We start from the raw sequence: 21,855 nt of genomic DNA, 5'->3' as shown, positions 1-21,855 counted from the left end.
ACGCCAGCGATGCCGGTCGTCCGCGCAATACAGCCAGCCGCAGCAAATGCCCAGAGCGGACCCGAAACCGAGCGTCGTGAATAAGAGAGGCTAGGCGCGTCGCATATCGGTTTTCGCACCATTTCCTACACGGCTCCGGCCCGAGCCGCGCGGTCGTCATCCAGGCAATAACGAAAGAGGCCCAGCATGCACGATATCACCAGGCGCGACTGGCTGGCGAGTACGATAGTGAGTCTCGCAGCGACAGCGTCCGGCACCTCGGCGGCGGTGCCCGGCGAACGCCAGACCGGCGGGACAGTACATATTTCGCCTGCGGTCGATGCCGCCTGGAAACTCTATTACGAAAAGGTCGAACGCACCCGGCAGGCGATCTATTCCAGCCGCTTCAGCGGCCGCCCCGACGTGCAGCGCGCCGCCAACGAATATTTCCTGTCGCTACAGGCGGTTGCTTACACCACCTTCATGGCACCGCGTTCCGCCTATCCCCTTTTTTACGTGCATAGCCGATACGAGCCGCAAATCTTCGGCTATGGTCTGTTAAATCCCGATTTCCGCTATCGGGGCGCGACGGTGGATGGCGCGCGGACCTATCGCATCTGGGGACGCAGGGGTACGACCCGATTTCTCGATTTCCAGGTGGACGTCGCGCCCGACGGCCGGAGCGGCCCGAAGAGCGAACCCAAAAACTACCGGCTCGACAATTTTCAGGCCGGGTCGGACGGCCGCTTCGAGATCATCGCCAGCGCCGATCCCCATCCCGGTAACTGGATCGCCCTGCCAGGCAGCGCCCCCCACGTCGCCATCAGCGTGCGCGAGGCACTGTATGATTGGGAGCATGAAACGCTCACCGAATTGCATATCGAGGTCCAGGACGACAAACCGCTGCCCGGCCCGCTGCTGAGTGAGCAGGAATTCCTGCAGCGACTGGAGGTCGTGGGCGATATGGTCGGCTACATCGCCGAAAATTGGGGCATGATGCTGGTCGACTTGACGCTCCGGATGGCGGAGGGGCAGCGCAACCGCTTCGGCTGGCAGAAGCTGCCGAGCAGTGCGGGAACCAATCCCAACGCCAATTATGCCAATTGCATCTACGATCTGGCGGACGATGAAGCGCTGCTGATCGAGTTCGATGCGCCGACCGGACTCTACTGGGGCATCCAGTTGGGCGACGTTTATCTGCGCTCGACCGACGCGATCTATCATCAGTCGAGCCTGAACGGCCACCAGGCGCTGCGGAGCGCAGACGGCAAGGTCCGCATCGTGCTGTCAAAGCAAGATCCGGGCGTTCCTAATTGGCTGGACTCCGTCGACAATCAACTGGGCATCATCCAGTTCCGGCAATATTTCACCGATGCCGTAGTTCCTCTTCCGAAAACCAGGGTGGTGGATAAGCGCAAGATTGTCGATTTTCTTCCGGCAGATACGCCTAGGATTTCTCCCGAGCAAAGAGGCAAATCACTTCGCAGCCGAAGGCTGGCTATGCTCCGGCATTATGGATATTGATGCTGGAATAGCGTTTCAGTGCCTGCGGCGGCGCTGGAACTCGGAAAAGACGTCACGGATCGCCGCCGTCGAAACCAGCAGCGAACTGACCATATAATGGGAATTCTCGAACAGTTCGGCCCGCCGGTGATGGCATGATATCGAGATGTGCTGGCTATAGAGCACTACCTGCACCGTCCGCCCCTAGTCGGGGCGCGCTTGACCGCATGTGACATTGTCCTTGCGGCAGGAAGGCCACCTGCCCGCATCATTCCTGCCGGGTCGCAAACCAGATCCTGTGTGTGGTATTTTCTCCGTCGATCAACACCGCCACCTGGACCTCGTCGACATCGAAACGGGCGTGTTCGAGGCGGGCCACGAAGTCGTCGTCGGCATATGCCGACCATATTGCGAGGATACCCTTGGGTCGCAAGGCAGCATGTGCCGCGCGCAATCCCCAGTTGCAATAGAGGCGTTCATTGGCAAGATGGATCAATCCGTCAGGCCCATTATCGACATCCAGCAGGATCGCGTCATATCCCACCGTCTCCTTGACGATGGCATCATGGACATCGCCCATTTCAAGCGACACCCTGGCGTCCGCAAGATAATCATGGAACAGGTGCGCCAGTGGTCCTTTCGCCCATTCCACGATTGCGGGGACGAGTTCCGATACCGTGATGGCTGCGGTCGCGGGGAGGGATTTCAGCACAGCGCCCAGCGTGAACCCCATGCCCAGTCCCCCGATGAGGACCCGGCTGTCATGATGTGGCAGCCGTTGGCATGCCAGGATGGCGAGCGCCTCTTCGGATTGTCGAACCTGGTTGCCCATCAGTTCATTGTCGCGAAAGCGTATCGAATAATCATCGCCCCGCCGCAACAGGCGCAGTGTTCCTCCATCGGGAAGATCGGCGGTATCGATCAGTTCAACCGGAATTGTCGCAACTTCAGCAGCTATGGCCAAAAAAAGCCCCTTCACTAGCTATATCCACTTTTTACTGGGTGGCATATTGTCCGGGCTGCGCCTTGAACGTGTCGCGCGCAAAATTGCGCACAGCTGCCGCCGACTTGAAAATTTCTTCCTGCAACTGAGATGTCACAAGCGGATAGCCTTGAGAATTATAATGGATTTCACGAACAGTGAGCCGAAAATTCCCTTCCTCATCCTTGGTGATCAAAAAGGGACGAATTGTTTCTCGGCTCATGGATGTTCCTCATATGGTTGAAAGGCCTACAAGGCACATGGCCTGCGGGCTTGTAATGGTCAGCCCAGCATTGCCGCGACAATTTGCTTCAATTCACCGATCGACAAGGTCGCGGCAGCGGGTGTGGCGGGCCGTTCCGTCGTCCTGCCGGAAGGCGGGCGAAAGGTCGGACGGCTGGGGATTTGGAGAATGATGTTCATATATACGTCCCCGCGCCCTGTGCCGTGTTCTGTTTACAGGCGGTATGTGCGTGCCTTCCCACAGCGCGAGCAGTTGCGGGACTTTTCCACGGACTGCCGCTGCTCGGTAGAAGTGCGCCACGCCTCTTCAAGATCAGGCCCGGTTCTTTCGCGCGAGATAGCGCGCGTCGCGCGCGGCCTTGCGTTCGGCGTCGGTCGGCGGCACCGGCTTTTGCCCTGCGGCGCTCGCAGCCGCCGTCTCAAGCGCCCGCGCGCGTTTGGCGGCCTTCTGTTCCTTGGCCGCGAGAATGGCGTTCTGGCGCTTTTCCCGCGCCGCCGCTTCCTTCGCGAGGCGCCGCTCGGCCCGTTCGGCCGCTGCGGTTTCGTCCACCGGCGGTTTATCACGCAGTTGCTCGAGAACCGTCGTCCGGGCGCGCGCCGCCGCAGCAATACGCTCCTGAAACTGTGGTTCCTTATATCTTTTCATGCAGAGAAATATCCTGTTGTTTTAAGCGCATGCCGAAAGGGGCCGGGCAGCTGGGCTGCCCGGCCAGCCCTTGTCAGACTGCCTGGAGGTTGATCGCCGACATCTTGCCACGCTGATCCTTTTCCAGATCATAGGTCACGCGCTGGTCCTTTTCGAGCGTGCGCAGACCAGCGCGCTCGATGGCGGAAATATGGACGAAGGCATCACCGCCGCCCGCTTCAGGGGCAATGAAGCCATAGCCTTTGTCGGCGTTGAAGAATTTAACTGTTCCGGTGATCATAGGATGTCTCCTTGTCGCAAGTCCACGGCACGCGCGACAATCCGCGCATCCCGGCTTTGAGAGGCAAATATGGGGACAAAGGAGAGCCGAAGCGGCCCGATATCCGTCAAAACGCGACGTTCAGCAAACCGCTATTAGCACAAGCCGCTTCAATTTCAAAATCGAGGCCGGCGCGATCGCGTTCTGCTATTATGCGCCCAATCCCATTGCCAAGGCATCGACCGCCATCGCTATCGGTTTCAAGATGCTGCTGCTGGCGCTCGAATGGGTTAATCCGCGCTAGCCATTGCTTAGGAGGTGGGGGTATCTAGAGCCAGGATCATATCTCCCCCCAGCGCGCGATAGAGGGTGACCAGGTTGCTTGCACGGATCTGACGTGTGAACACAAGAGTCCGTTGTGCTGAATATAACGACCGCTGGGCGTCCAGGCTGCTCAGGAATCCATCGACACCGCCGCGGTATCGGGCTTCGGCCAGTCGATAATTGTCGGCCGTCGCGCGCGCCTGGAGTTCGTTGGCGCGCAACTGTTCGTCGATTGTGCCGCGCCTTGCCAGCCCATCGGCCACATCGCGAAAGGCGGCCTGGATCGAGCCTTCATAGGTTGCGAGCGCGGCGTCGCGCTGTGCTTCGCTGAGCGCTACGCCAGCACGCCCGGCGCCTGCGCGGAAGATGGGGTAGGCGGCATTGCCGCTGCCAGACCAGTTGAATGCTCCACCTGAAAAAAGCGAGGAAAGCGCCGAGCTGGCGAAACCTAAAGCCCCGGTCAGGGAAATGGTGGGGAAGAGTGCCGCGCGCGCCGCGCCGATTTCGGCATTTGCCGCACGCAAGGCATATTCGGCCTGCACCACATCCGGACGGCGCAGCAGGATGCGTGAATCAAGTCCTGCGGGAAGTTCCGCGATCGTCTCTGCTGCTTCCTCGATGGATGCGGGCAGCAATGGAGGGTCGATCGGTGCGCCGACCAGCAGTTGAAGGGCGTTGACGTCCTGCGCCAGCGCCGTGCGCTGTTCTGCAAGATCGGCTTGTGCGGTCGCCAGCACCTGTTCGGCCTGGCGCAGGTCTGTGCGTGGCGCGATACCGCCCCGCAGCCTTGCGCGCGTAAGGTCCACGCTGCGTTCGGCGCTGGCGGTGGTATCTTGGGCAATCCTGAGCAGCGACGCATCGGCGGCATAGGTCAGCCATGCGTCGGCAATGTCGCCGACCAGCGTCAGTCGGGTTGCCCGCGCAGCCGCCTCGGTCGCGAAATAGCGATTCTGTTCGGCGCGAGTAAGCGAGGCGAGGCGGCCGAACAGATCCAGTTCGAATCCGCTTACGCCGACATCGGCAGAATAGCTGGCGCGGCCGCCCGAAGCGCGAGCGCCGGTGCCGCCAGTCCCGGCGTCATTATTGCCATTGTCCGTATAGCCGGCGCGTCCACCCAGATCGATCTGCGGCAACTGACTGGCGCGCTGAATCCGATATTGCGCCCGTGCCGCCGCGATGTTGGCGGCTGCGACGCGCAAGTCGCGATTATTGGCCAGCGCCTGTTCGATCAATCCCCGAAGCCGCGAATCCCGGAAAATATCGCGATAGGTGATGCCGGGCAGGGTAGCCTCGCTTTGCCGGAGATAGGCATCGCCAATGGGCCAGGAAGGCGGCACCGGCAGCGTCTGCTCCACCGCCTTTGGATCCATGGAACAGGCGGTCGTGGCGAGAAGGGCGGCCAGGATCAGAGCGTGCCTCATGCCTGAGCCTCCGGCTTGGGCGTGTGATGAAGATGTTTCAGCGCGTCTTGCGTCGTGCGGCGAACCATCACGTAGAATAGCGGGATGTAAAAGACCGCCAGCGCGGTCGCCGTCAACATTCCGCCGATCACCGCCGTCCCGATCGCTATACGGCTATTCGCGCCCGCGCCGGTGGAGATGGCGAGCGGCAGCACGCCAAAGATGAACGCGAGACTGGTCATGAGGATTGGCCGCAACCGGATGCGCGCGGCCTCGATTGCCGCCTCGATCACGCGCTTCCCCTGCTTTTCGGCCTGATCGGCGAACTCAATCATCAGAATCGCATTCTTCGCTGCCAGTCCCATGGTGGTCAGCAGGCCGATCTGGAGATACACGTCATTCTCAAGCCCGCGCAACGTCACCGCGGAGATGGCGCCGACCAGACCCAGCGGCACGATGAGCATGACCGCGATCGGGATGCTCCAGCTTTCGTAGAGGGCGGCAAGGCACAGGAACACAATCAGCAGCGACAGGCCGTAAAGCAGCGGCGCCTGACCGGACGACAGCCGTTCCTGATAGGACAGGCCCGCCCAGGCGACACTGGTGCCGGGATGCTGCGCCGCCAGTTCCTCCATGCGTTGCATCGCCGCCCCGGAACTGTGGCCCGGAGCGGCCTGACCCTGAAACTCGAACGAAGGTATGCCCTGGAAGCGTGACAAGGTGGTCGGCGCGGTCGACCATGAGGTCTTCGCAAAGGCCGAAAAGGGCGACATCTGCCCGTCGCCGCCGCGCACGAACCACTCGTCGATATTGAGCGGATTGGCCCGGAAGGGGGCGTCCCCCTGCACATAGACGCGCTTCACACGGCCGCGATCGACGAAGTCGTTGACGTAGCGCCCGCCATAAGCGGTGGAGAGCGTATTGTTCACGTCCGCAGGGGTCAGTCCCAGGGCCGTCACCTTCTCCTGATCGACATCCACCTTCAGCGTGGCGACGTCCGGAAGCTCGCTCAATCTGACCGAGGCAAGGATCGGATCCTTCGATGCCTGCGCCAACAACGCGTCGCGGGCGGCAAGGAATTGTGCGTTGGGCATCCCGCTGTTATTCTGCAGCTCCATGGTGAAACCGTTGGACTGGCCAAGGCCGCGGATCGCGGGGGGCACCAGCACGAAAACCTGTCCGTCGCGTATGCCCCTGAAAGCGGCGCTGGCACGCCCGACGATGGCATCGGCGCTGTTTTCCTTGCCCTTGCGCCGCGCCCAGTCGGTGAAGTTCAGGAAACCCTGACCCGTATTCTGGCCGCTGGCTCCTCCTCCTCCGCCGCCCGCGACGGTGAACAGCGTGCGCACATTGTCCTTCTCATTCTCAGCAAAATAGCGTTCGATCTGCTGCTGCACTTCAATCGTGCGGCCTTGCGTGGCGCCAGCGGGGAGGCGGATCTGGATGCTGCCCGCGCCCTGATCCTCGGTCGGCAGGAAGCCTGTGGGGAGCCGGACGAACATCAGCACCAGCAGGGCCGCGACGACCAGATAGAGAGCCACGAACAGCCATTTGCGGTCGACAACGATGCTCACCGAGTTTTCATAGCGTTCGATCATGCGATTGAAGCCGTGGTTGAACTTGTCTTTGGCATGGGTGAAAAAATGCCCGACCTGGGGAAAGCGTCGGCCAAGCCAGCTATCGTCAGGCGATGTCGCATCCTGTTTGCGCTTCAGCAGCGTCGACGTCAGCGCCGGACTGAGGATCAGGGCGACCAGAACCGAAAGCATCATGGCTGAAACCATCGTGACGGAGAACTGGCGATAGATGACGCCGGTCGACCCGCCAAAGAAGGCCATCGGCAGGAAAACGGCCGAGAGGACAAGGGCGATCGCGACCAGCGCGACCTGAATCTCCTTCATTGACTGGATCGTCGCTTCGCGGGGCGTCATCTCCGGGTTTTCTTCCAGAAGACGCTCGACATTTTCCACGACGACGATCGCATCGTCCACCAACAGGCCGATCGCCAACACCATGCCGAACAGCGTCAGCGTATTGATCGAAAAGCCCAGCAGATAGAGGATGCCCAGCGTTCCCAACAGCACCACCGGCACCGCGATCGCGGGAATCAGCGTAGCGCGCCAGCTCTGGAGGAAGACGAACATCACGACCACCACCAGCATGATCGCCTCGATCAGGGTTTTGACCACTTCCTCGACAGAAAGCTTGATGAAGTCGGTGGTGTCGTTCGCGTAGGCAAAGGCGAGGCCGGGCGGGAATGTCTTTGCAATGGCCTCAACCTCAGCCTTGACCAATTCCGCCGTCTTGAGCGCGTCGGCGCCGGGAGCGAGCGAGATTGCGATGCCGGCGCCAGGATGCTGGTTGATCCGGCTGACGGCATTGTAGTTTTCCGCGCCCAGCTCGACCCTGGCTACGTCGCGCACCCGGACGCTGCCGCCGTTGGTTTGCGTCTTCAGGATGATCGCGCCGAACTGGGCAGGCGTTTGCAGGCGCGACTGGGCCGTGATCGTCGCGTTCAGCATCTGCTCGCGCGGCTGGGGTTGGCCACCGACTTCGCCGGCGGCGACTTCGGTGTTCTGATTCTGGATCGCGGTGACGACGTCGCTGGGCATCAACGCATAAGAAGCGAGGCGATCAGGGTTGAGCCAGATACGCATCGCATAAGGGGAGCCAAAGACGTTGCTTTCGCCAACGCCCTCCACGCGACCCAGACGGTCCTGCATGTTCGACGCCATCCAGTCGGATACGTCCTGGTTGGTCATCTGGTCCGTCTGGTCAAAGACGCCGACCACCAGTAGCTGGTCCGGATTCGACTTGGTGACGCGCAAGCCTTGTTGCTGCACCTGGTTGGGCAGGCGGGTCAGCGCCTGCTGCACTTGATTTTGCACCTGAACCTGGGCGATGTCCGGATCGGTGCCCTTTTCGAACGTGGCGCTGATCGTCACCTGGCCGCGTGAACTGGACGAGGAGCTGAAGTAAAGCAGGCCGTCAATGCCTGTCAGTTGCTGCTCGATCACCTGCGTGACGCTGTTCTGGATCGTTTCCGCGGAAGCTCCGGGATAGCTGGCCCGCACATTCACCTGGGGTGGCGCGACATCGGGATACTGGGCAACGGGCAGGCCCATGATCGCACCGATCCCGCCCAGCATGACGATGATGGCCAATACCCATGCGAAGATGGGGCGGTCGATAAAGATGCGTGACATGGACCTAGTCGCCTTTGGCCGGGACGGCGTCCTTGCCGCGCTGGGGCGATGCGATGCGTTGCGGCGTGTTGGCGGGAACCGGGCGGATGGCCGCGCCGGGCCTCAGGACGCTGGCGCCGCCCTGTACGATCACCTTGTCGCCGGGGTTAAGCCCCTGCGTCACGATCCAGTTGCTCCCCTGGGCCCGCTGGGCCGTGACGTTGCGCTGCACTGCCTTGTTATCGGGGCCGACGAGAAACAGGCTGGCCTGTCCTTTGGCGTCGCGCAGCAATGCCTGTTGCGGCACCAGAAATGCGCGTGTGTCTATGGACTGTGCGAAGGCCGCCCGAACGAACATGCCAGGCAAGAGGGTTCCTCGCGGATTGGGGAAACGGGCGCGTAACGTGATGGTGCCGGTATTCTGGTCGACCATGACTTCGGAAAACTCGACCGTGCCGGATTCGGTATATTCCGAGCCGTCCTCCAGTTTCAGCCGGACCGTGGCGGTAGCGGGTTCGCTGCCGCCATCGCTCAAGGCGCGGCGCAGCGCCAGCAAGTCGGCGCTTGACTGCTGGATGTCGACGAAGATCGGATCAAGGCGCTGGATGACGGCCAGTGGATCGGCCTGGTTGGCGGTGACCAGCGCCCCTTCCGTAACCAGCGAACGCCCGATCCTGCCGGTAATCGGAGCAGGGACATCCGTGAATCGCAGGTTTATCCGCGCCGTCTGAAGCTGGGCATTGGTTTGGGCGACGCTCGCCTGCGCCTGTCGTGCCGCGCCCGCGGCATCGGTATAATCCAGCTTCGATACGGCATCGATCTCTGCAAGCGGCCGGAAACGATCGGCCCGTGCGCGCGTCGCCTCGGCATTGGCGCGTGCACTTTGAAGATTGGCCTGCGCCTCGTCCACGGCAGCGCGATAGAGGCTGGGGTCGATTTGATAGAGTGTCTGTCCCTGGCGGACGATCGCCCCCTCCTTAAAGAACCGCTTGCGCAGAATGCCAGAGACCTGGGGGCGAACCTGCGACATCTGATAGGGCGTGACGCGCCCGTTCAACTCCGTGGTTATCGGCACGCTGGTCGGCTTTAGCACGACAAAGCCCACCTGGGCAGGCTCGCCGGCCGCGCGGCCACTGCCTTGCTTGGCGTCCTTGCCGCTCCCCGAACAGGAAGCGACCAGAACGGCGGAAAGCAGTATGGAGAAGGCCGGTCTGCACCGGAAAATCGAGAAATCGGATGTCAAGGTTGTTCATGTCCAAGGAAGGGGCTGTCGTGCTGACGTCATTTCCAACGAATAATCGAGCAGCCGATTGGGGTCACTCCAAAAAATGTATCAGATGGTATCGCCGCGACGTTCTCTTCCCGTGGAAGTCCGGAAAGCTCATTACCGATTGAGTTCGTTCAGCTATCTCGGCGCCAGTTGGCTGTCGCCAGGAACTTGCGAGATCGCGCTTCCAACAGCGGGGGCCAGTTGGTCGACCAGGATGGAACTGGCTTCGTTCAAACCGATCAGCTCAACTATAATGCCATGGCGCCGCATCTTGGTGACGATGTCCTCCAGCGCTCCTACTGCGGTGATATCCCACAAATGGCTGTCCGTCAGGTCGATGCGCACGCATGAGGCCGTGTCCCGCAGATCAAACCGATCGGCGAAGATGTCCGCGCTGGCGAAGAAAATCTGGCCGGATACCCTGTACGCTCGCGTGTCCGTCGCTGCATCATAGTCAATGGCGACCTCCATCAGGCGCGTGACCTTGAAGGCGAAGAATACCCCGCTCAGAAGCACACCGACCGCGACGCCCATTGAGAGGTCATGCGTCGCGACCGTGACGACGACCGTCGCGAGCATGACGATACCGGACACCTTGGGATGCCTGGCAAGGTCGCGGATCGATCCCCAGGAGAAAGTGCTGATCGACACCATGATCATGATGGCGACGAGCGCCGCCACCGGCACTTGCGCGACCCAGGGGCGCAACGGCACCATGACGAGAAGCAGGAACAGCCCAGCAACCAGCGTCGACAGGCGCCCGCGCCCGCCATAGCGCACATTGCCGACCGTTTGGCCGATCATCCCGCACCCGGCGATGCCGCCGAACAGACCCGCCGCGATGTTCGCAAGGCCAAGGCCCGTACATTCGCGTGCCTTGGAACTGGTGGTTTCGGTGAGGTCATCCACGACGCTGGCGGTCATCATCGACTCAAGCAGGCCGACGGCCGCCATGGCCAGTGCGTAGGGCGTCACGATGCGCAGCGTCTGCCAATCGATCGGAACAGCGGGGAACGTGAAGGACGGCAGCGAGGACGGCAGGCGGCCGAGGTCGGCGACAATGTGGATCGGCATGGGAAAAGCGATGCTGATCGCGGTCAGGACGAGGATGCAGATGAGCGGGGAGGGGATGGCCGTCGTGATCCGGGGCGCCAGATAGATGATGGCGAGGCCTCCCGCGATCATGGCATATGTGTGCCAACTGACGTCCAGCATCTGCGGCACTTGCGCCGAGAAGATAAGAATGGCGAGCGCATTGACGAAGCCCGTCCGCACCGATCGCGAGATGAAGCGCATCAGCACGTCGAGCTTCATCAGGCCGAAGGCGATCTGGAACAGTCCGGCCAGTAGGGTGGCAGCGAGCAGATAGTGCAGGCCATGCGCGTGGACGAGCGCGGCCGCGACCAGCGCCACGCTGCCCGCCGCGCCGGAGATCATCGCGGGACGGCCGCCCGTGAAGGCGATCACAATGCCGATCATGAAGGAGGCGAACAGGCCGACTTCGGGGTCAATGCCCGCTACGAAGGAGAAGGCGATAACCTCCGGGATCAGGGCGAAAGTGCCGACCATACCGGCCAATATGTCGCGTCGGGCATTGTCCGCGCCATTGAACCATTCGGCGCGATAGCGCGAAAGAGCACTGCTGTTCATGATTTTAACCGACGAAAGTCGCAAGGATGGCGTGGTTTGGAACTGGCGGATATCGGCCTGCGACGAGCGTTGTCCGGCGGATCGGCGGCCGGAATAGCCACCCGGAATTTCACCGGGTCCTTGCGAATAGTCTTTCCCCTAGCGGGGTGTAACGCGAACGGCAATCCAGTGCGCTGAACCGCCGCCTTTTCGATGAGTTCCCTCGGTTGGGGTCGCATCAGTCTATTCATCGATCTGCCTACGCCTTGGGGAACTTTCCGTGAGGATTTGCGCGGTTCCCTCAATCGCGTGGTGGTCAGTCACAAGGCCGAGATCGATAGTCGGACCAAGACACTGTTCAAGAGATGTGCCCTCTGGCGCTGGCAGCGCGGGAGAGCGGTTGCGCGTGCGATTATTCACTAAAGCAGTCACGCCTCCTCAGAATTGCATTTTCACCTGGCCGCCGACGGCGACGGCGTCCTTGCGCGCAGCGTAGCTGAAGGCACCCGGCTCGACGATATATTGCACGTCGGGGCGCAGGATCAGCCAGGGCGTCAGCTGGAGGCCATAGCTCAGCTCGATCGCCGTTTCACCCTGCGGCAGCGCATCCATGCCGCTCATCGGATTGTTGATCTCCGCATAGGCTTCGCGCAGGCGCGGGTTGAGCACCGCATGCACCAGCCCCAGGCCGATCGTATCGGAATCACGGCCTGTGAAGGTGCCGGTCTGGATCAGGCCCGCCATATACCAGCGAGTGATCTGCGCGGCGACGCGCGGGTTGACGGTATAGGCGCCGATCACCGCGAGTCCGCGCTTGCCCGTGCCTTCGCGCAGGATGGTCTGGCTCATGAGGAAATAATAACCCATGCGCCCGCTGACGGTGCCGGTGCCGGTGCGGCTCGTGCGCGCTGCATCGGCGGTGTCGTAATAGAAGCCCAGCTTGTAACTGCCGGGCAGCGCATGATCGCCGGGGCGCTGGCCGGGGGTGTATTCGATCTCGATCGGCAGGATCACGCCACTGGTGTGGCCCGCGAAGGGCCGGAAGGCGTTCTTCTCCAACCCCAGCGCGGGGTTCACCTGATAGATGCCGGTGCGGACGAACAGATTGTCCCGCGCGCGGATGCGGAAGGCCGCGCCCCAGCGGGCGTTGGGATAATTATACCAGCTGCTGTCGCCAGACATGGAAAGCGGGTGCGCGCAGAAAGCGGCGTTCACGAAGTTGCAGCCGGCGGAAATGCCGCCCAGATCGTTGCCCATCGCGAAATAACCAATGCGCATGTTGACGGCGCCATGGCCGAAATCCTGCTCGTAGCTCAGTTCCGACAATTTGGTGAACTGGCCGCCATAGGCTTCCTGGATCGGCAGGCGGTTGCCCACGAAGTCGCTGGAAATCCCGTGGCCGCGCCGGTCGTTGATGGTGAGGTGGAACGTCCCGCCTCTCCACCCGGCTATCCGGTCCATGTCGAGGTCGACACTGGCGCGGATCTGCTGGGTGTAGGCTGTGCCCTTGAGCGCGGCTGGGTCAGCGCATAAGGCTCGCCCGGAATGTTGGCGGGCTTCACCGGCACGTCGACCACCTTGGTGAGCGGCTGACCGGTGCGGCGGTCGAGCACGTAGATCTGCCCCGCCTTTGTGCCGAACACCAAAGCGGGCACCGCCCGCCCGCCGGCGGCCGGGAAATCGATCAGCGTCGGCGCCATGGGCAAGTCGAAATCCCACAGGTCGTTGCGCACGGTCTGGTAATGCCACTTCTCGTTGCCGGTGGTGGCGTCGAGCGCCAGCATCGAGGCGCCATATCTGTGCTCCAGCGGCGTGCGCGGAACGCCGTAAATATCCACCGAGGGGCTGCCCATGGGGATGAACACCGTGTTCGACGCGGCGTCATAGGTCATGCCGGCCCATGAATTGGGGGTCGAGCGGGCATAGGTCTTGCCCTCCGCCGGGGCATTGCGGTCGGCCGGATTGCCCGGATCGAACGCCCAGCGCATCTTGCCGGTGATGACGTCGAAGCCGCGCAGCACGCCGCCCGGCATGTCGGTCTGCACATTGTCGGCGATCCGGCCGCCGACGACGACGGTGGTGCCCGCCATGGTGGGGGCGGAGGTGAGCTGATATTGCGGATCGGGCGCCGCGCCCAGCCCGGCCTTGAGATCGACGGCGCCATTGACGCCGAAGCCGGGGCAGAACCTTCCCGTGTCAGCATCGATAGCAATCAGGCGCGCGTCGATGGTATTCAGGAGCAGGCGGCGCCCGCATGGCGCGCCGGCGGGGAGAGGCACCGTCGTCACCGGGGTCGAACCGGGTGCCGCCGGCTGCGGCAAGGGCGCGTGAACGTCGAAATAGGCGAGGCCACGACAACGCTGCCACACCTGGCTTTTCGCGTTGATCATCGCCTTCCATTTCTCGCGGCCGGTATCGGCGTCGAGCGCGATCACATTATTGTGAGGCGTGCAGACATAGACGGTATCGCCGATCTGCAACGGCGTGGTCTGGTCTTCCGCCCCGTTGCCGTCGCTGACCGCGACATCGCCGGTACGGTAGGTCCAGGCGACCTTCAGCGCCTTCACATTGTCGCGGTTGATCTGGTCGAGCGCGGCGAAGCGGGTATTTGCCTGATCGTTGCCATAGGACGCCCAGTCCTTCTGCGCCTGCCCGGCGGCGACGGGGATCAGCGCTTCTGGCATGCCGGAAAAGGCGACCGGATCGTGCGGCCGGAACATGCCAACGAAACCGGCGATGCTGCCGACCGCCAGCACGGCGGCGACGCCGAGCGCGGGCCTCCAAAAAGGTGCAAGGCCGCGCGTCCGGCGCAGCAGCGGCCACGACAGCGCGACCACCGTCGCTCCCACGCCCATCGCCAGCAGGCGCGAGATGAGGGGCCAGAAACTCAGGCCGACTTCCCACAAGGCCCACAGGATGGTGGCGAGGAAGGTGACGCCGAACAGGATCGCGCCCGCCGGGCGGCGCGTGATGATCAGGCCGCCGGAAATGGTCAGGGGAATGCCTGCGAGCAGGAAATACCAGCTACCGCCGAGCGTCACGAGCCTGATGCCACCGATCGCGAAGAACAGACCGGCCAATGTTATGATCAGGCCGAGCAGGATCAGCCATCCCCTCGCCAATATGCCCGTATCGCTTGTGGTGCTTGTCACCGTTCTTGTCCTTTCAAGCCGTTCTACTCGATGTTTTCCCCGATCGTCCATTGGCGGTCGATCAATCAGGCAGTGTTGTTGGCGCTGCCGCCGCCGGTCACGTCATAGGTGGCGCCCGAAACCATGTAGGCGTCGTCACAAGTCCGATCCATCCCGCGCCGGCGAAAATGAGGTCGATGGCGAGCAGCATATTGAGGATGAACAGGCTCGAGATGGGCCACAAGCTGTGTTTACCTTCAGGAGACATTTGTCACGAAAGCCAGTAGGAGTTCCAATGACTATATTTATAGCTCGTCATGCTTGATAGGCACAAGATTTGATTTGTTCACGTCCATTCAAATGATCACTCGAACTAATCGGAGCGGATGGTCCCATTCGCCAAAGATAGGCGACATCAAGATCCATTGTCGCGCCTCGGCGGGTTTCATCTGCGTGAAAATGACGAGCCGCAAAACCTCAAGCAAAGGAGATCGCGAACCGACTCTATGTCGCATGGGCGCATAAGGGGCGCTCCCGACAGCATCGGTCGAGAGGGACTCTTTTTGCCGGCGCGATCAGGCCGTCGCTGTCGACGCTATCAAGCTGTCTCTGCAAGATGGATCAATCAACAATCTGGTGGAGCTGGAGGCGATCGCCTTGTCCTGCTCAACGGTGCGGGCCGTGGGACGGTATATCGGAAAAGAGGGCAGGGGGTGAACCGTCACCCCCTGTCCCCTTGTGCGTAAATTAGAAGGAGATCTTCACGTCGACACCATACATGCGCGGTTCGGCGTAGAAGACCGAATTGAAGCCGGCCGAAGACGCCGAGTTGGCAGCCCCCGCACGATACAGTTTGTTGAACAGGTTGCGGGCGAAGAAACCCACATCCACGCTGCTGCCGCCGATGTCCCGCCAATCGATACGGGTGTTGACCACAGCATAGGCTGCCTGGCTGAGCGTCTTGTCGTTTTTGAACGGACCGAAATAGACCCGGCTAGAGCGGAACACGTCGGCGTTGAAGACCAGCGATCCCAGGTCGTCCGGCAACCTGGCTTCATAGGTCACATTGGCACCTAGCGTCAGAGCCGGCGCATAGGGAAAGGCAGTATCCTTCGTGGTGGTGGGAAAGGCCGCGAATGTGGGCGTATTGAACAGCGGCGGAATACCTGTCGAGGTATATTTGGCGTCGTTGTACGAGGCGAAGCCGCCGATGGTCAGGCCCCCCATCGGTGAGATGGTGGCATCGATATCGAAACCCTGTACCGTTGCATTGCCTGCATTGACGATGATGGTGCCGGCCGACGGATCATTGCTCGAATTGCCGTCGCCGTCAAAGCCGTTCAGGCCATTGATGCCGCGCTGCGACCCCTTGTATCGGCCCCTGAAGACATCGAGGTTCAACGTGCCGCGCATGCCTGCCACCTGCCAATGGGTTTTGGCGCCCAGTTCGATGTCGGTCACGGTTTCCGGCGCATAGGACTGGAACGGCGCCAGGCTGTTCGGCGCTAACGGATTGAAGAGCGGGGCATTCACGCCGCCCGACCGATAGCCGCGACGCAATGTCGCATACAGGAAGATCGCGTCGGAAGCCTGATAGTTGAGGCCCACATTCCACGTCCAGGCCGCCGATTTATCTTCCGTTAGCGCGCCCTTGACGAAGGTCGGCGTGCCATTAACCGTCAGCGAGGTGCCGTTGACGCACTGTGCCAGCGTGGTTTGCGGCGTACTTTTGGGAACGAACGGGTTGTTGGCCGGATAGCCGCCCGCGCAGGCCTGTGTCTCATCCCAGGTGTGACGGACGCCAAGGTCAAGCTTTAGACCTTGCACCAGATCGCTGAAATCATAGGTCGCTTGGCCAAACAGCGCCTTGCTGGTCTGCGTCCGGTGCGCCATGATGACCGACGGAGAAGCGAGACTGTAGAATGTCGCCAGCGTCAGGCCCTGTGGGCCGTTCGGCTTGCTCTTGAGATAAAAGGCACCCAAGATAGTCGATAGTTTGTGGTCGAAGAAATCGCCCTGAATTTGAAACTCGTCGCTCGTCTGCTTGATGTTCTGGTTTTGGTCGGCAACGATCAGTTTCATCGTCGTGGCATCGGAATCGTTGGTGGTTGACGATTTCGCCAAGCGAAGGCCGAAGATATTCTTCAGCGTGATTGATCCCAGATTCACCGTGGTCGTATTGGACAGGCCGGTTACGAGTGCCTTTATCTGGTGAACTTCGTTGCTGTAGGTTTTGCGCGGACCGGCGGCCTGCTGACGGGCCAACGCCAGGTCGATATCGCAATCGGGCGATGTGCCGCAGTCATAGAAGGTATTGAGACCCGGATTTCTCTCCGGAATGGGGTCCGGGTAGACATAATTCAGAATGCCGCCATCACCGCTACGGTTCATCTTGAAATAATCGAAGACGGTGACATTGCGAATGAAGTCGGTCGGTTCGGCCAGCAACGAAATGCGGAAGGCGGTATCGTTGATGTCGTCGCGACGGAGTCCGCCTTGATTGACGACCTTGGTATAGCCGTCGCGTTTGATGCGCTGGCCAGCCACACGGAGCGCGAGCTTGCCGTCGATGATAGGCACGTTGATCGCGCCTTCGGCCTGACGACGGTCATAATTTCCATAGCCGCCCATCAGATAGCCTTCGAGGTTGTACGTCGGCTCCTTGGAATAGACCAGCAATGCGCCAGAGGTGGAATTGCGGCCGAACAATGTGCCTTGCGGACCTTTGAGAACCTGAAGCGAGGCCAAATCGTAGGTCGGAATGATGCTGGCGATATAGGGGAGGGGCACGTCTTGGAAATAGGTCAGCACCGGCTGTGCGGCATCGCCGATATTGGCGCGGCTCTGGCCACGAATCACGACCTGCGGATTGGTCGTGCCGCCCGAATTGCCGAAGGTCAGGCCAGGTGTGGACTGGGCCACCTGTGCGATGCTAGTGACGGACTTGTTGTTTAACGACTCCTGCGAAAAGGCGGACACCGAGATGGGAACGCGCGAAAGGCTTTCCTCACGACGACGCGCGGTCACGATGATTTCGCTGGAGGAGCCGATTTCTTCCGCCTGAGGCACTCTATTTGTGGCGGCATCGCTTGAGGCCTGGGCTAATGCCGGGCTTCCATACGCAATAGCGAGGCTCGAACCGAGCGCAAGCGCAGCTTTTATACGCATAAATCCTCTCCCTGATCCATAATTATCCGGCATCGATATGCCGGTTTTCATTAGCGTCGCGGGCCAGCACTGTAGTGCTTTTGCCCGGTAGCATACGGTCATTGCCCGATCGGTAGCTTGCCGCCGACCGAGAACCAGGAATAGCATACAAACTGACAGCTTTTGGGGCATCGTTTAATCAGTGTGCCAGGCCGATAGAACACATGCATGTTGTGAGGCTCTTTATCATTGACACATGTTCAGAAAGGTGGCCCGGAAAATGGCAGGGACTCGCGAAGCCTTAACATAAGAGGTCGTGAAAATATGTCATTTGGGGTCAGAAAGATGATCGGGATAGCGTCCGAGCGTGCCGATCATTAGCGCGCACAATAATCCCGCCGGGACTACGAATAGCAAGAAAGGCCGATAGGAATTGCTGGCGTCATATAACGCACCGGCGACGAATGGTCCCAGCCCCACGCCCGCCATCATAAGTCCGGCGATGATGCTGAACAGCTTGCCGAAATTCCTCAAGCCGAAATAACGAGTGCTTAAATAGATGACGGCGTCATATTCACCGCCGACGGAAAGGCCGAGCAGCACGACGGCGAGCAGCTTTATCGGCAGCGATGCCGTGAAGGACAGCAGCAGGATCGCGGCAATGACCGGCAGCAGCACGCTGATCACGCCCAATGGGGGGCCTGGCAACCGGTCGAGGAAATGCCCCATCAGCAGACGTCCAATGACCGATGTGATGCCGATCAGTCCCACCAGCTTGACGCTAAGATCCCGATCGACGCCACTCCATGTCAGCAACGGAACCAGGTGAACCACGAAGCCAACGATAATGGTGGTGATCAACGGCGCCGTTATGCAGAGCTGGTAAAATTGCCGTTTTCGCAAGGCTTCCTGTACCATCCACCCATTGATGGCCGGCTTGGTTTCGCCAACCGCTTGCACGCGGACATCCACAAAGGCGATCCATAGGATCGGAATGATGATCACGATGGAAATGCCTGCGAGCATCATATATGCGCCGCGCCAGCCCAGGGCGTTGATCAGAACATTGGTTAGGAAGGGATAGATGGCGGACGACAGGCCGGTGCCGCACAGCATCAGGGCTAGCGCCAATCCGCGGCTGACAACGAATTTTGCGGATACGGCCGCTGTCCAGACCGTCGGCATCAGCGCCAGGGATGCCACGCCCACAACTGTCCACAATATCCACCAACTGACGATGGAAGGACCGGCGAACGACAAACCGCCCATCGAGAGGCAGAAGATCAGCGAACCCGGTATTGCAACGGCCCGCGATCCCCAACGATCCACCATGAAGCCTATGACGGGGGATAGAAGGATGCCGACAATCGCGACAATGGAGAGCCCGCTGGTGACTTCCGCGCGCGTCCAGCCAAAGGCGGCCTGTAGAGGTTCGATGAAGACGCCGGTCGAATATATGTGAAGGCCGGCAAGGGAGCAGCCAAAGGCCGCCGCAATGACGACCGGCCAGCCATATTTCCATTCCTCAAGGGCGGTACGACCGCTCGCATTGGCCATTTGTTTTCTCCGGTGGGCTGTTGTGCGGGCTCTATCGTTCGCGCCGGCTTTGTCCCACCTGCGTGTGACGAAAACCAATGTCATCGCGTCTGTGATCAGGGCCGGCCCAGTGGCGGGCAACGATCGGTTGGACGATCCTGGCGTGCCGCTTCTGCCCCTTCGCTGGGGGTCGCGTCTCAGCCCCAGCGCGGCGATCAAGGCCGAGCCTCTCCATGACGCCTGGCCGATAGCTTTCGATCAGCACATCGGCCTTCGATCGCCTTGAGCGTGATGGTCCGGCGTGATGCGGTCTTGAGATTGGGCGTGATGGATGTCCGCCCGCGATCGATGACCGGGTTGGATTAGTCATCCTGCGCGGACCGGTCGATTCGCACGACATCGGCCCCCATGTCGGACAGCAGCATCGCGCAGAATTGTCCGGGCCCCATGCCGGCGAATTCGATCGCTCGTATCCCAGCCAGCGGACCTTCGCTGGCAGCCGACTTGCTCGATGCTCCGGGCATCGTCCCTCTCAATAGCCGTTGAGCTGGGCCACGCGATCCGCGTGAAAGCCGGCATCGCCGAACATCTCGTCGAGGACGCGGTCGCGCTTCATGTAAAGGCCCACATCATGCTCGTCGGTCATGCCCATGCCGCCATGCATCTGAACGCCCTCCTGCGCCGCGCGGCGCGACGCCGCGCCCGCCTTGCTCTTCGCCACGGCGATCATCAGCGGCGCGGCGGGATCGCCGGCGTCGAGGAGATGCTGTGCTTTCAGCACCGCCGCCCGCGCTATTTCGATCTCGACATAGACCATAGCGGCGCGGTGCTGCAGCGCCTGGAACTGTCCGATCAGGCGACCGAACTGGCTGCGCTGCTTGAGATAGGCAAGCGCGAGAGCTGCGGCGGCCGACGCCACGCCGACCAGTTCGGCTGCGGCGCCGATGCGAACGGCGTCGACCATGGCGGAAAGCGGCGCCCGGCCCTGGCCGGTTTCGCCGATCACCGCCGTCTCTTCCACCAGCGCATCGTCAAACCGCACCATCGCCGCGACGCTTCCGTCGATCAGGCGCTGGCTCTCGACGCGCACGCCTTCTCGGGGGAGCGAGAGCGCGAAAAGAGTGAGGCCGCTTTCGTCGTCCACCGCTCCGGAAGTGCGCGCGTTGACGATCAATAGCTCTGCTTCGCTGGCTCCGACGACGGATCGCTTGACGCCATTCAGCCGGAAACCGCCCTTCTCCGCTCTAGCGCTGAGCGCGACATGGCCTGGCCGATGCTTGAGGCCTTCATCGATTGCGAGAGCTGCGATCACGCCGCCGGCGAGGGCCGGGAGCCAGCGTGCCTGAAGCGCGTCGTCGGCGAAACCCAGCGCGGTCACCGCCCCGATCGCGCTTGCCAGGAAGGGCGAGGGGCTGAGGGTGCGGCCGATTTCCTCCATGACGATTCCCGCCTCGACATGGCCAAGACCGCCGCCGCCATGTGCCGATGACACAAGCAGACCGGGCAACTGCATCTCGACGAACTGGCGCCATTGTCCGGAGGAATAGGCGGTTTCCGGCCCTAGATCGCGCTGCGCCCGGATCGCGCCCGATCCCTGTTCGGCAAGGAGCGGGGCCACCATCTCCTTGATCATCGTCTGCTCGTCGGTGTGGAAAAGAGGCATGGCTCCGAAAATCCCTTAGATCAGGCGGCGGGTAGGTCGAGGATGCGCTTTGCGATCACGTTGAGCTGCACTTCGCTCGTGCCACCCTCGATCGAATAACCCTTGCTGCGCAGCCACTGGCGCGGATCGGCGGGACTACCGTTCGCGGCGGCATTCCTGACAAGGCCTTCCGATCCTGCGACGGCCATGATCAACTCGTAGCGGGCCTTGCCCAACTCGCTGCTGGCATATTTCATCATCGATGCCTGGGCGGGGTGCGCGCGGCCAGCCTTTGCCTCTTCGGCGAATTTTTCCGACATCGCCGCAAAGGCGAGTGCGTCCACATCGAACAGCGCGACGCGCGCCCGCAGGATGGGGTCGTGGATCGGTCCCCAGTGTTCGGCCAGAGCGGTGCCGAGCGCCTGATAATCCGATCCGCCGAGCAGTTCGCCGATCGTCTCGCGTTCGTGGAGAAGGATGTGCTTGGCCACATCCCAGCCGCGATTCAACTCGCCCAGAAGTTGGTCCTTGGGCACCTTCACATCGTCAAAGAAGGTTTCGCAGAAGGGTGACGCGCCGGAGATCAGCCGTATCGGACGCGTCGAAATACCGGGCGTGCGCATGTCCATCATCAGCACGCTGATGCCGCGATACCGATCGGCCGGATCGGTGCGGACGAGGCAGAAGATCCAGTCCGCCTTGTCGGCATAGCTGGTCCATATCTTTTGCCCGTTGACCAGCCAATGGTCGCCCCGATCCTCCGCCCGACATTGCAGGCTGACGAGATCGGAGCCTGCTCCGGGTTCCGAATAGCCCTGCGCCCAGCGGATACGGCCTTTTGCGATATCGGGCAGGAAGCGCTGCTTCTGCTCGGGCGTGCCATATTGTTGATTTCCACTGAGAGTTGACCCGGGAGGGGCATAAGTTTCCACTGAGAAGTGACCCATGTTTTGACTTCCCTCTGGCTGATTGGTCGGAG

The 21,855-nt window shown here is 61.4% G+C and carries 18 protein-coding genes and 1 other annotated feature; of the genes, 1 reads left to right on the top strand and 17 read right to left on the bottom strand.

The features are described from left to right. Positions 1–186 precede the first annotated feature (186 nt). Entirely contained in the window at positions 187–1,503 is a 1,317-nt protein-coding gene (locus IQ35_RS19370) for a DUF1214 domain-containing protein (protein ID WP_021246894.1), read from the top strand. A gap of 15 nt (positions 1,504–1,518) precedes the next feature. On the opposite strand, the gene IQ35_RS21135 is transcribed toward IQ35_RS19370, so the two are convergent. From IQ35_RS21135 to IQ35_RS19285, 17 genes are all read right to left on the bottom strand, one after another. After that, a complete protein-coding gene (locus tag IQ35_RS21135) occupies positions 1,519–1,677 on the bottom strand; it encodes a hypothetical protein (RefSeq protein ID WP_158636720.1) in 159 nt (52 codons plus the stop codon). Between the two features lie 73 nt (positions 1,678–1,750). Continuing rightward, positions 1,751–2,446, bottom strand: coding sequence for a spermidine synthase family protein (locus tag IQ35_RS19365; protein ID WP_031292228.1), 696 nt, complete (start codon positions 2,444–2,446; stop codon positions 1,751–1,753). A gap of 31 nt (positions 2,447–2,477) precedes the next feature. Beyond that, positions 2,478–2,687: a hypothetical protein gene (locus tag IQ35_RS19360; RefSeq protein ID WP_021246892.1), complete on the bottom strand. Its 210-nt coding sequence runs from the start codon at positions 2,685–2,687 to the stop codon at positions 2,478–2,480. Positions 2,688–2,746: 59 nt separating this feature from the next. Beyond that, a complete protein-coding gene (locus tag IQ35_RS21130) occupies positions 2,747–2,887 on the bottom strand; it encodes a hypothetical protein (RefSeq protein WP_021246891.1) in 141 nt (46 codons plus the stop codon). Between the two features lie 133 nt (positions 2,888–3,020). Further along, the gene (locus IQ35_RS19355) at positions 3,021–3,353 is read right to left on the bottom strand and encodes a DUF6481 family protein (RefSeq protein WP_021246890.1); all 333 of its coding nucleotides are present in this window, start codon (positions 3,351–3,353) and stop codon (positions 3,021–3,023) included. 73 nt (positions 3,354–3,426) lie between these two features. Further along, positions 3,427–3,633, bottom strand: a complete 207-nt coding sequence (locus IQ35_RS19350) for a cold-shock protein (RefSeq protein ID WP_021246889.1) — start codon at positions 3,631–3,633, stop codon at positions 3,427–3,429. Positions 3,634–3,923: 290 nt separating this feature from the next. Further along, positions 3,924–5,357, bottom strand: a complete 1,434-nt coding sequence (locus tag IQ35_RS19340; RefSeq protein WP_021246888.1) for an efflux transporter outer membrane subunit — start codon at positions 5,355–5,357, stop codon at positions 3,924–3,926. Continuing rightward, a complete protein-coding gene (locus tag IQ35_RS19335; protein ID WP_145075848.1) occupies positions 5,354–8,542 on the bottom strand; it encodes an efflux RND transporter permease subunit in 3,189 nt (1,062 codons plus the stop codon). The genes IQ35_RS19340 and IQ35_RS19335 overlap by 4 nt, the downstream gene beginning before the upstream one ends. A 4-nt stretch (positions 8,543–8,546) precedes the next feature. Beyond that, positions 8,547–9,764, bottom strand: coding sequence for an efflux RND transporter periplasmic adaptor subunit (locus tag IQ35_RS19330; RefSeq protein ID WP_221442140.1), 1,218 nt, complete (start codon positions 9,762–9,764; stop codon positions 8,547–8,549). Positions 9,765–9,926: 162 nt separating this feature from the next. Next, entirely contained in the window at positions 9,927–11,441 is a 1,515-nt protein-coding gene (locus IQ35_RS19325) for a SulP family inorganic anion transporter (protein WP_145075844.1), read from the bottom strand. A 67-nt stretch (positions 11,442–11,508) separates the two neighbouring features. Next, positions 11,509–11,564 (bottom strand) — a sequence feature (sul1 is cis-regulatory element that is thought to sense ions involved in sulfur or methionine metabolism; They are found in Alphaproteobacteria). A 294-nt stretch (positions 11,565–11,858) separates the two neighbouring features. Next, positions 11,859–12,881 (bottom strand): carbohydrate porin, encoded by a 1,023-nt coding sequence (locus IQ35_RS19315; RefSeq protein ID WP_145075838.1) that lies wholly within the window; start codon positions 12,879–12,881, stop codon positions 11,859–11,861. Then, complete coding sequence (locus IQ35_RS19310) at positions 12,869–14,572, bottom strand: outer membrane protein assembly factor BamB family protein (RefSeq protein WP_242003404.1); 1,704 nt, start codon at positions 14,570–14,572, stop codon at positions 12,869–12,871. The genes IQ35_RS19315 and IQ35_RS19310 overlap by 13 nt, the downstream gene beginning before the upstream one ends. A 726-nt stretch (positions 14,573–15,298) precedes the next feature. Continuing rightward, entirely contained in the window at positions 15,299–17,719 is a 2,421-nt protein-coding gene (locus IQ35_RS19305; protein ID WP_158636719.1) for a TonB-dependent receptor, read from the bottom strand. Positions 17,720–18,025: 306 nt separating this feature from the next. Beyond that, positions 18,026–19,450 (bottom strand): MFS transporter, encoded by a 1,425-nt coding sequence (locus IQ35_RS19300; protein WP_376699496.1) that lies wholly within the window; start codon positions 19,448–19,450, stop codon positions 18,026–18,028. A gap of 146 nt (positions 19,451–19,596) precedes the next feature. After that, on the bottom strand, positions 19,597–19,758 hold the full coding sequence (locus IQ35_RS19295; RefSeq protein WP_145075826.1) for a CoA transferase: 162 nt from the start codon (positions 19,756–19,758) through the stop codon (positions 19,597–19,599). 8 nt (positions 19,759–19,766) lie between these two features. After that, positions 19,767–20,897, bottom strand: a complete 1,131-nt coding sequence (locus IQ35_RS19290) for an acyl-CoA dehydrogenase family protein (protein WP_145075823.1) — start codon at positions 20,895–20,897, stop codon at positions 19,767–19,769. 20 nt (positions 20,898–20,917) lie between these two features. Next, a complete protein-coding gene (locus IQ35_RS19285) occupies positions 20,918–21,823 on the bottom strand; it encodes an acyl-CoA dehydrogenase family protein (RefSeq protein WP_242003403.1) in 906 nt (301 codons plus the stop codon). Positions 21,824–21,855: the final 32 nt, after the last annotated feature.

Source organism: Sphingobium wenxiniae, from assembly GCF_007830065.1.
Classification (GTDB): Bacteria; Pseudomonadota; Alphaproteobacteria; order Sphingomonadales; family Sphingomonadaceae; genus Sphingobium; species Sphingobium wenxiniae.
The sequence above is the reverse complement of the archived record's forward strand: the minus strand, read 5'-3'. Positions and strand labels throughout refer to the sequence as shown.

Coding starts and splice junctions, on each gene's coding strand:
- IQ35_RS19360 (WP_021246892.1), bottom strand. CDS start 2,687: ATGAGCCGAGAAACAATTCGTCCCTTTTTGATCACCAAGGATGAGGAA.
- IQ35_RS19325 (WP_145075844.1), bottom strand. CDS start 11,441: ATGAACAGCAGTGCTCTTTCGCGCTATCGCGCCGAATGGTTCAATGGC.
- IQ35_RS19295 (WP_145075826.1), bottom strand. CDS start 19,758: ATGCCCGGAGCATCGAGCAAGTCGGCTGCCAGCGAAGGTCCGCTGGCT.
- IQ35_RS19355 (WP_021246890.1), bottom strand. CDS start 3,353: ATGAAAAGATATAAGGAACCACAGTTTCAGGAGCGTATTGCTGCGGCG.
- IQ35_RS19315 (WP_145075838.1), bottom strand. CDS start 12,881: ATGGACCGGATAGCCGGGTGGAGAGGCGGGACGTTCCACCTCACCATC.
- IQ35_RS19290 (WP_145075823.1), bottom strand. CDS start 20,897: ATGCCTCTTTTCCACACCGACGAGCAGACGATGATCAAGGAGATGGTG.
- IQ35_RS19350 (WP_021246889.1), bottom strand. CDS start 3,633: ATGATCACCGGAACAGTTAAATTCTTCAACGCCGACAAAGGCTATGGC.
- IQ35_RS19335 (WP_145075848.1), bottom strand. CDS start 8,542: ATGTCACGCATCTTTATCGACCGCCCCATCTTCGCATGGGTATTGGCC.
- IQ35_RS19285 (WP_242003403.1), bottom strand. CDS start 21,823: ATGGGTCACTTCTCAGTGGAAACTTATGCCCCTCCCGGGTCAACTCTC.
- IQ35_RS19305 (WP_158636719.1), bottom strand. CDS start 17,719: ATGCGTATAAAAGCTGCGCTTGCGCTCGGTTCGAGCCTCGCTATTGCG.
- IQ35_RS21130 (WP_021246891.1), bottom strand. CDS start 2,887: ATGAACATCATTCTCCAAATCCCCAGCCGTCCGACCTTTCGCCCGCCT.
- IQ35_RS19340 (WP_021246888.1), bottom strand. CDS start 5,357: ATGAGGCACGCTCTGATCCTGGCCGCCCTTCTCGCCACGACCGCCTGT.
- IQ35_RS19370 (WP_021246894.1), top strand. CDS start 187: ATGCACGATATCACCAGGCGCGACTGGCTGGCGAGTACGATAGTGAGT.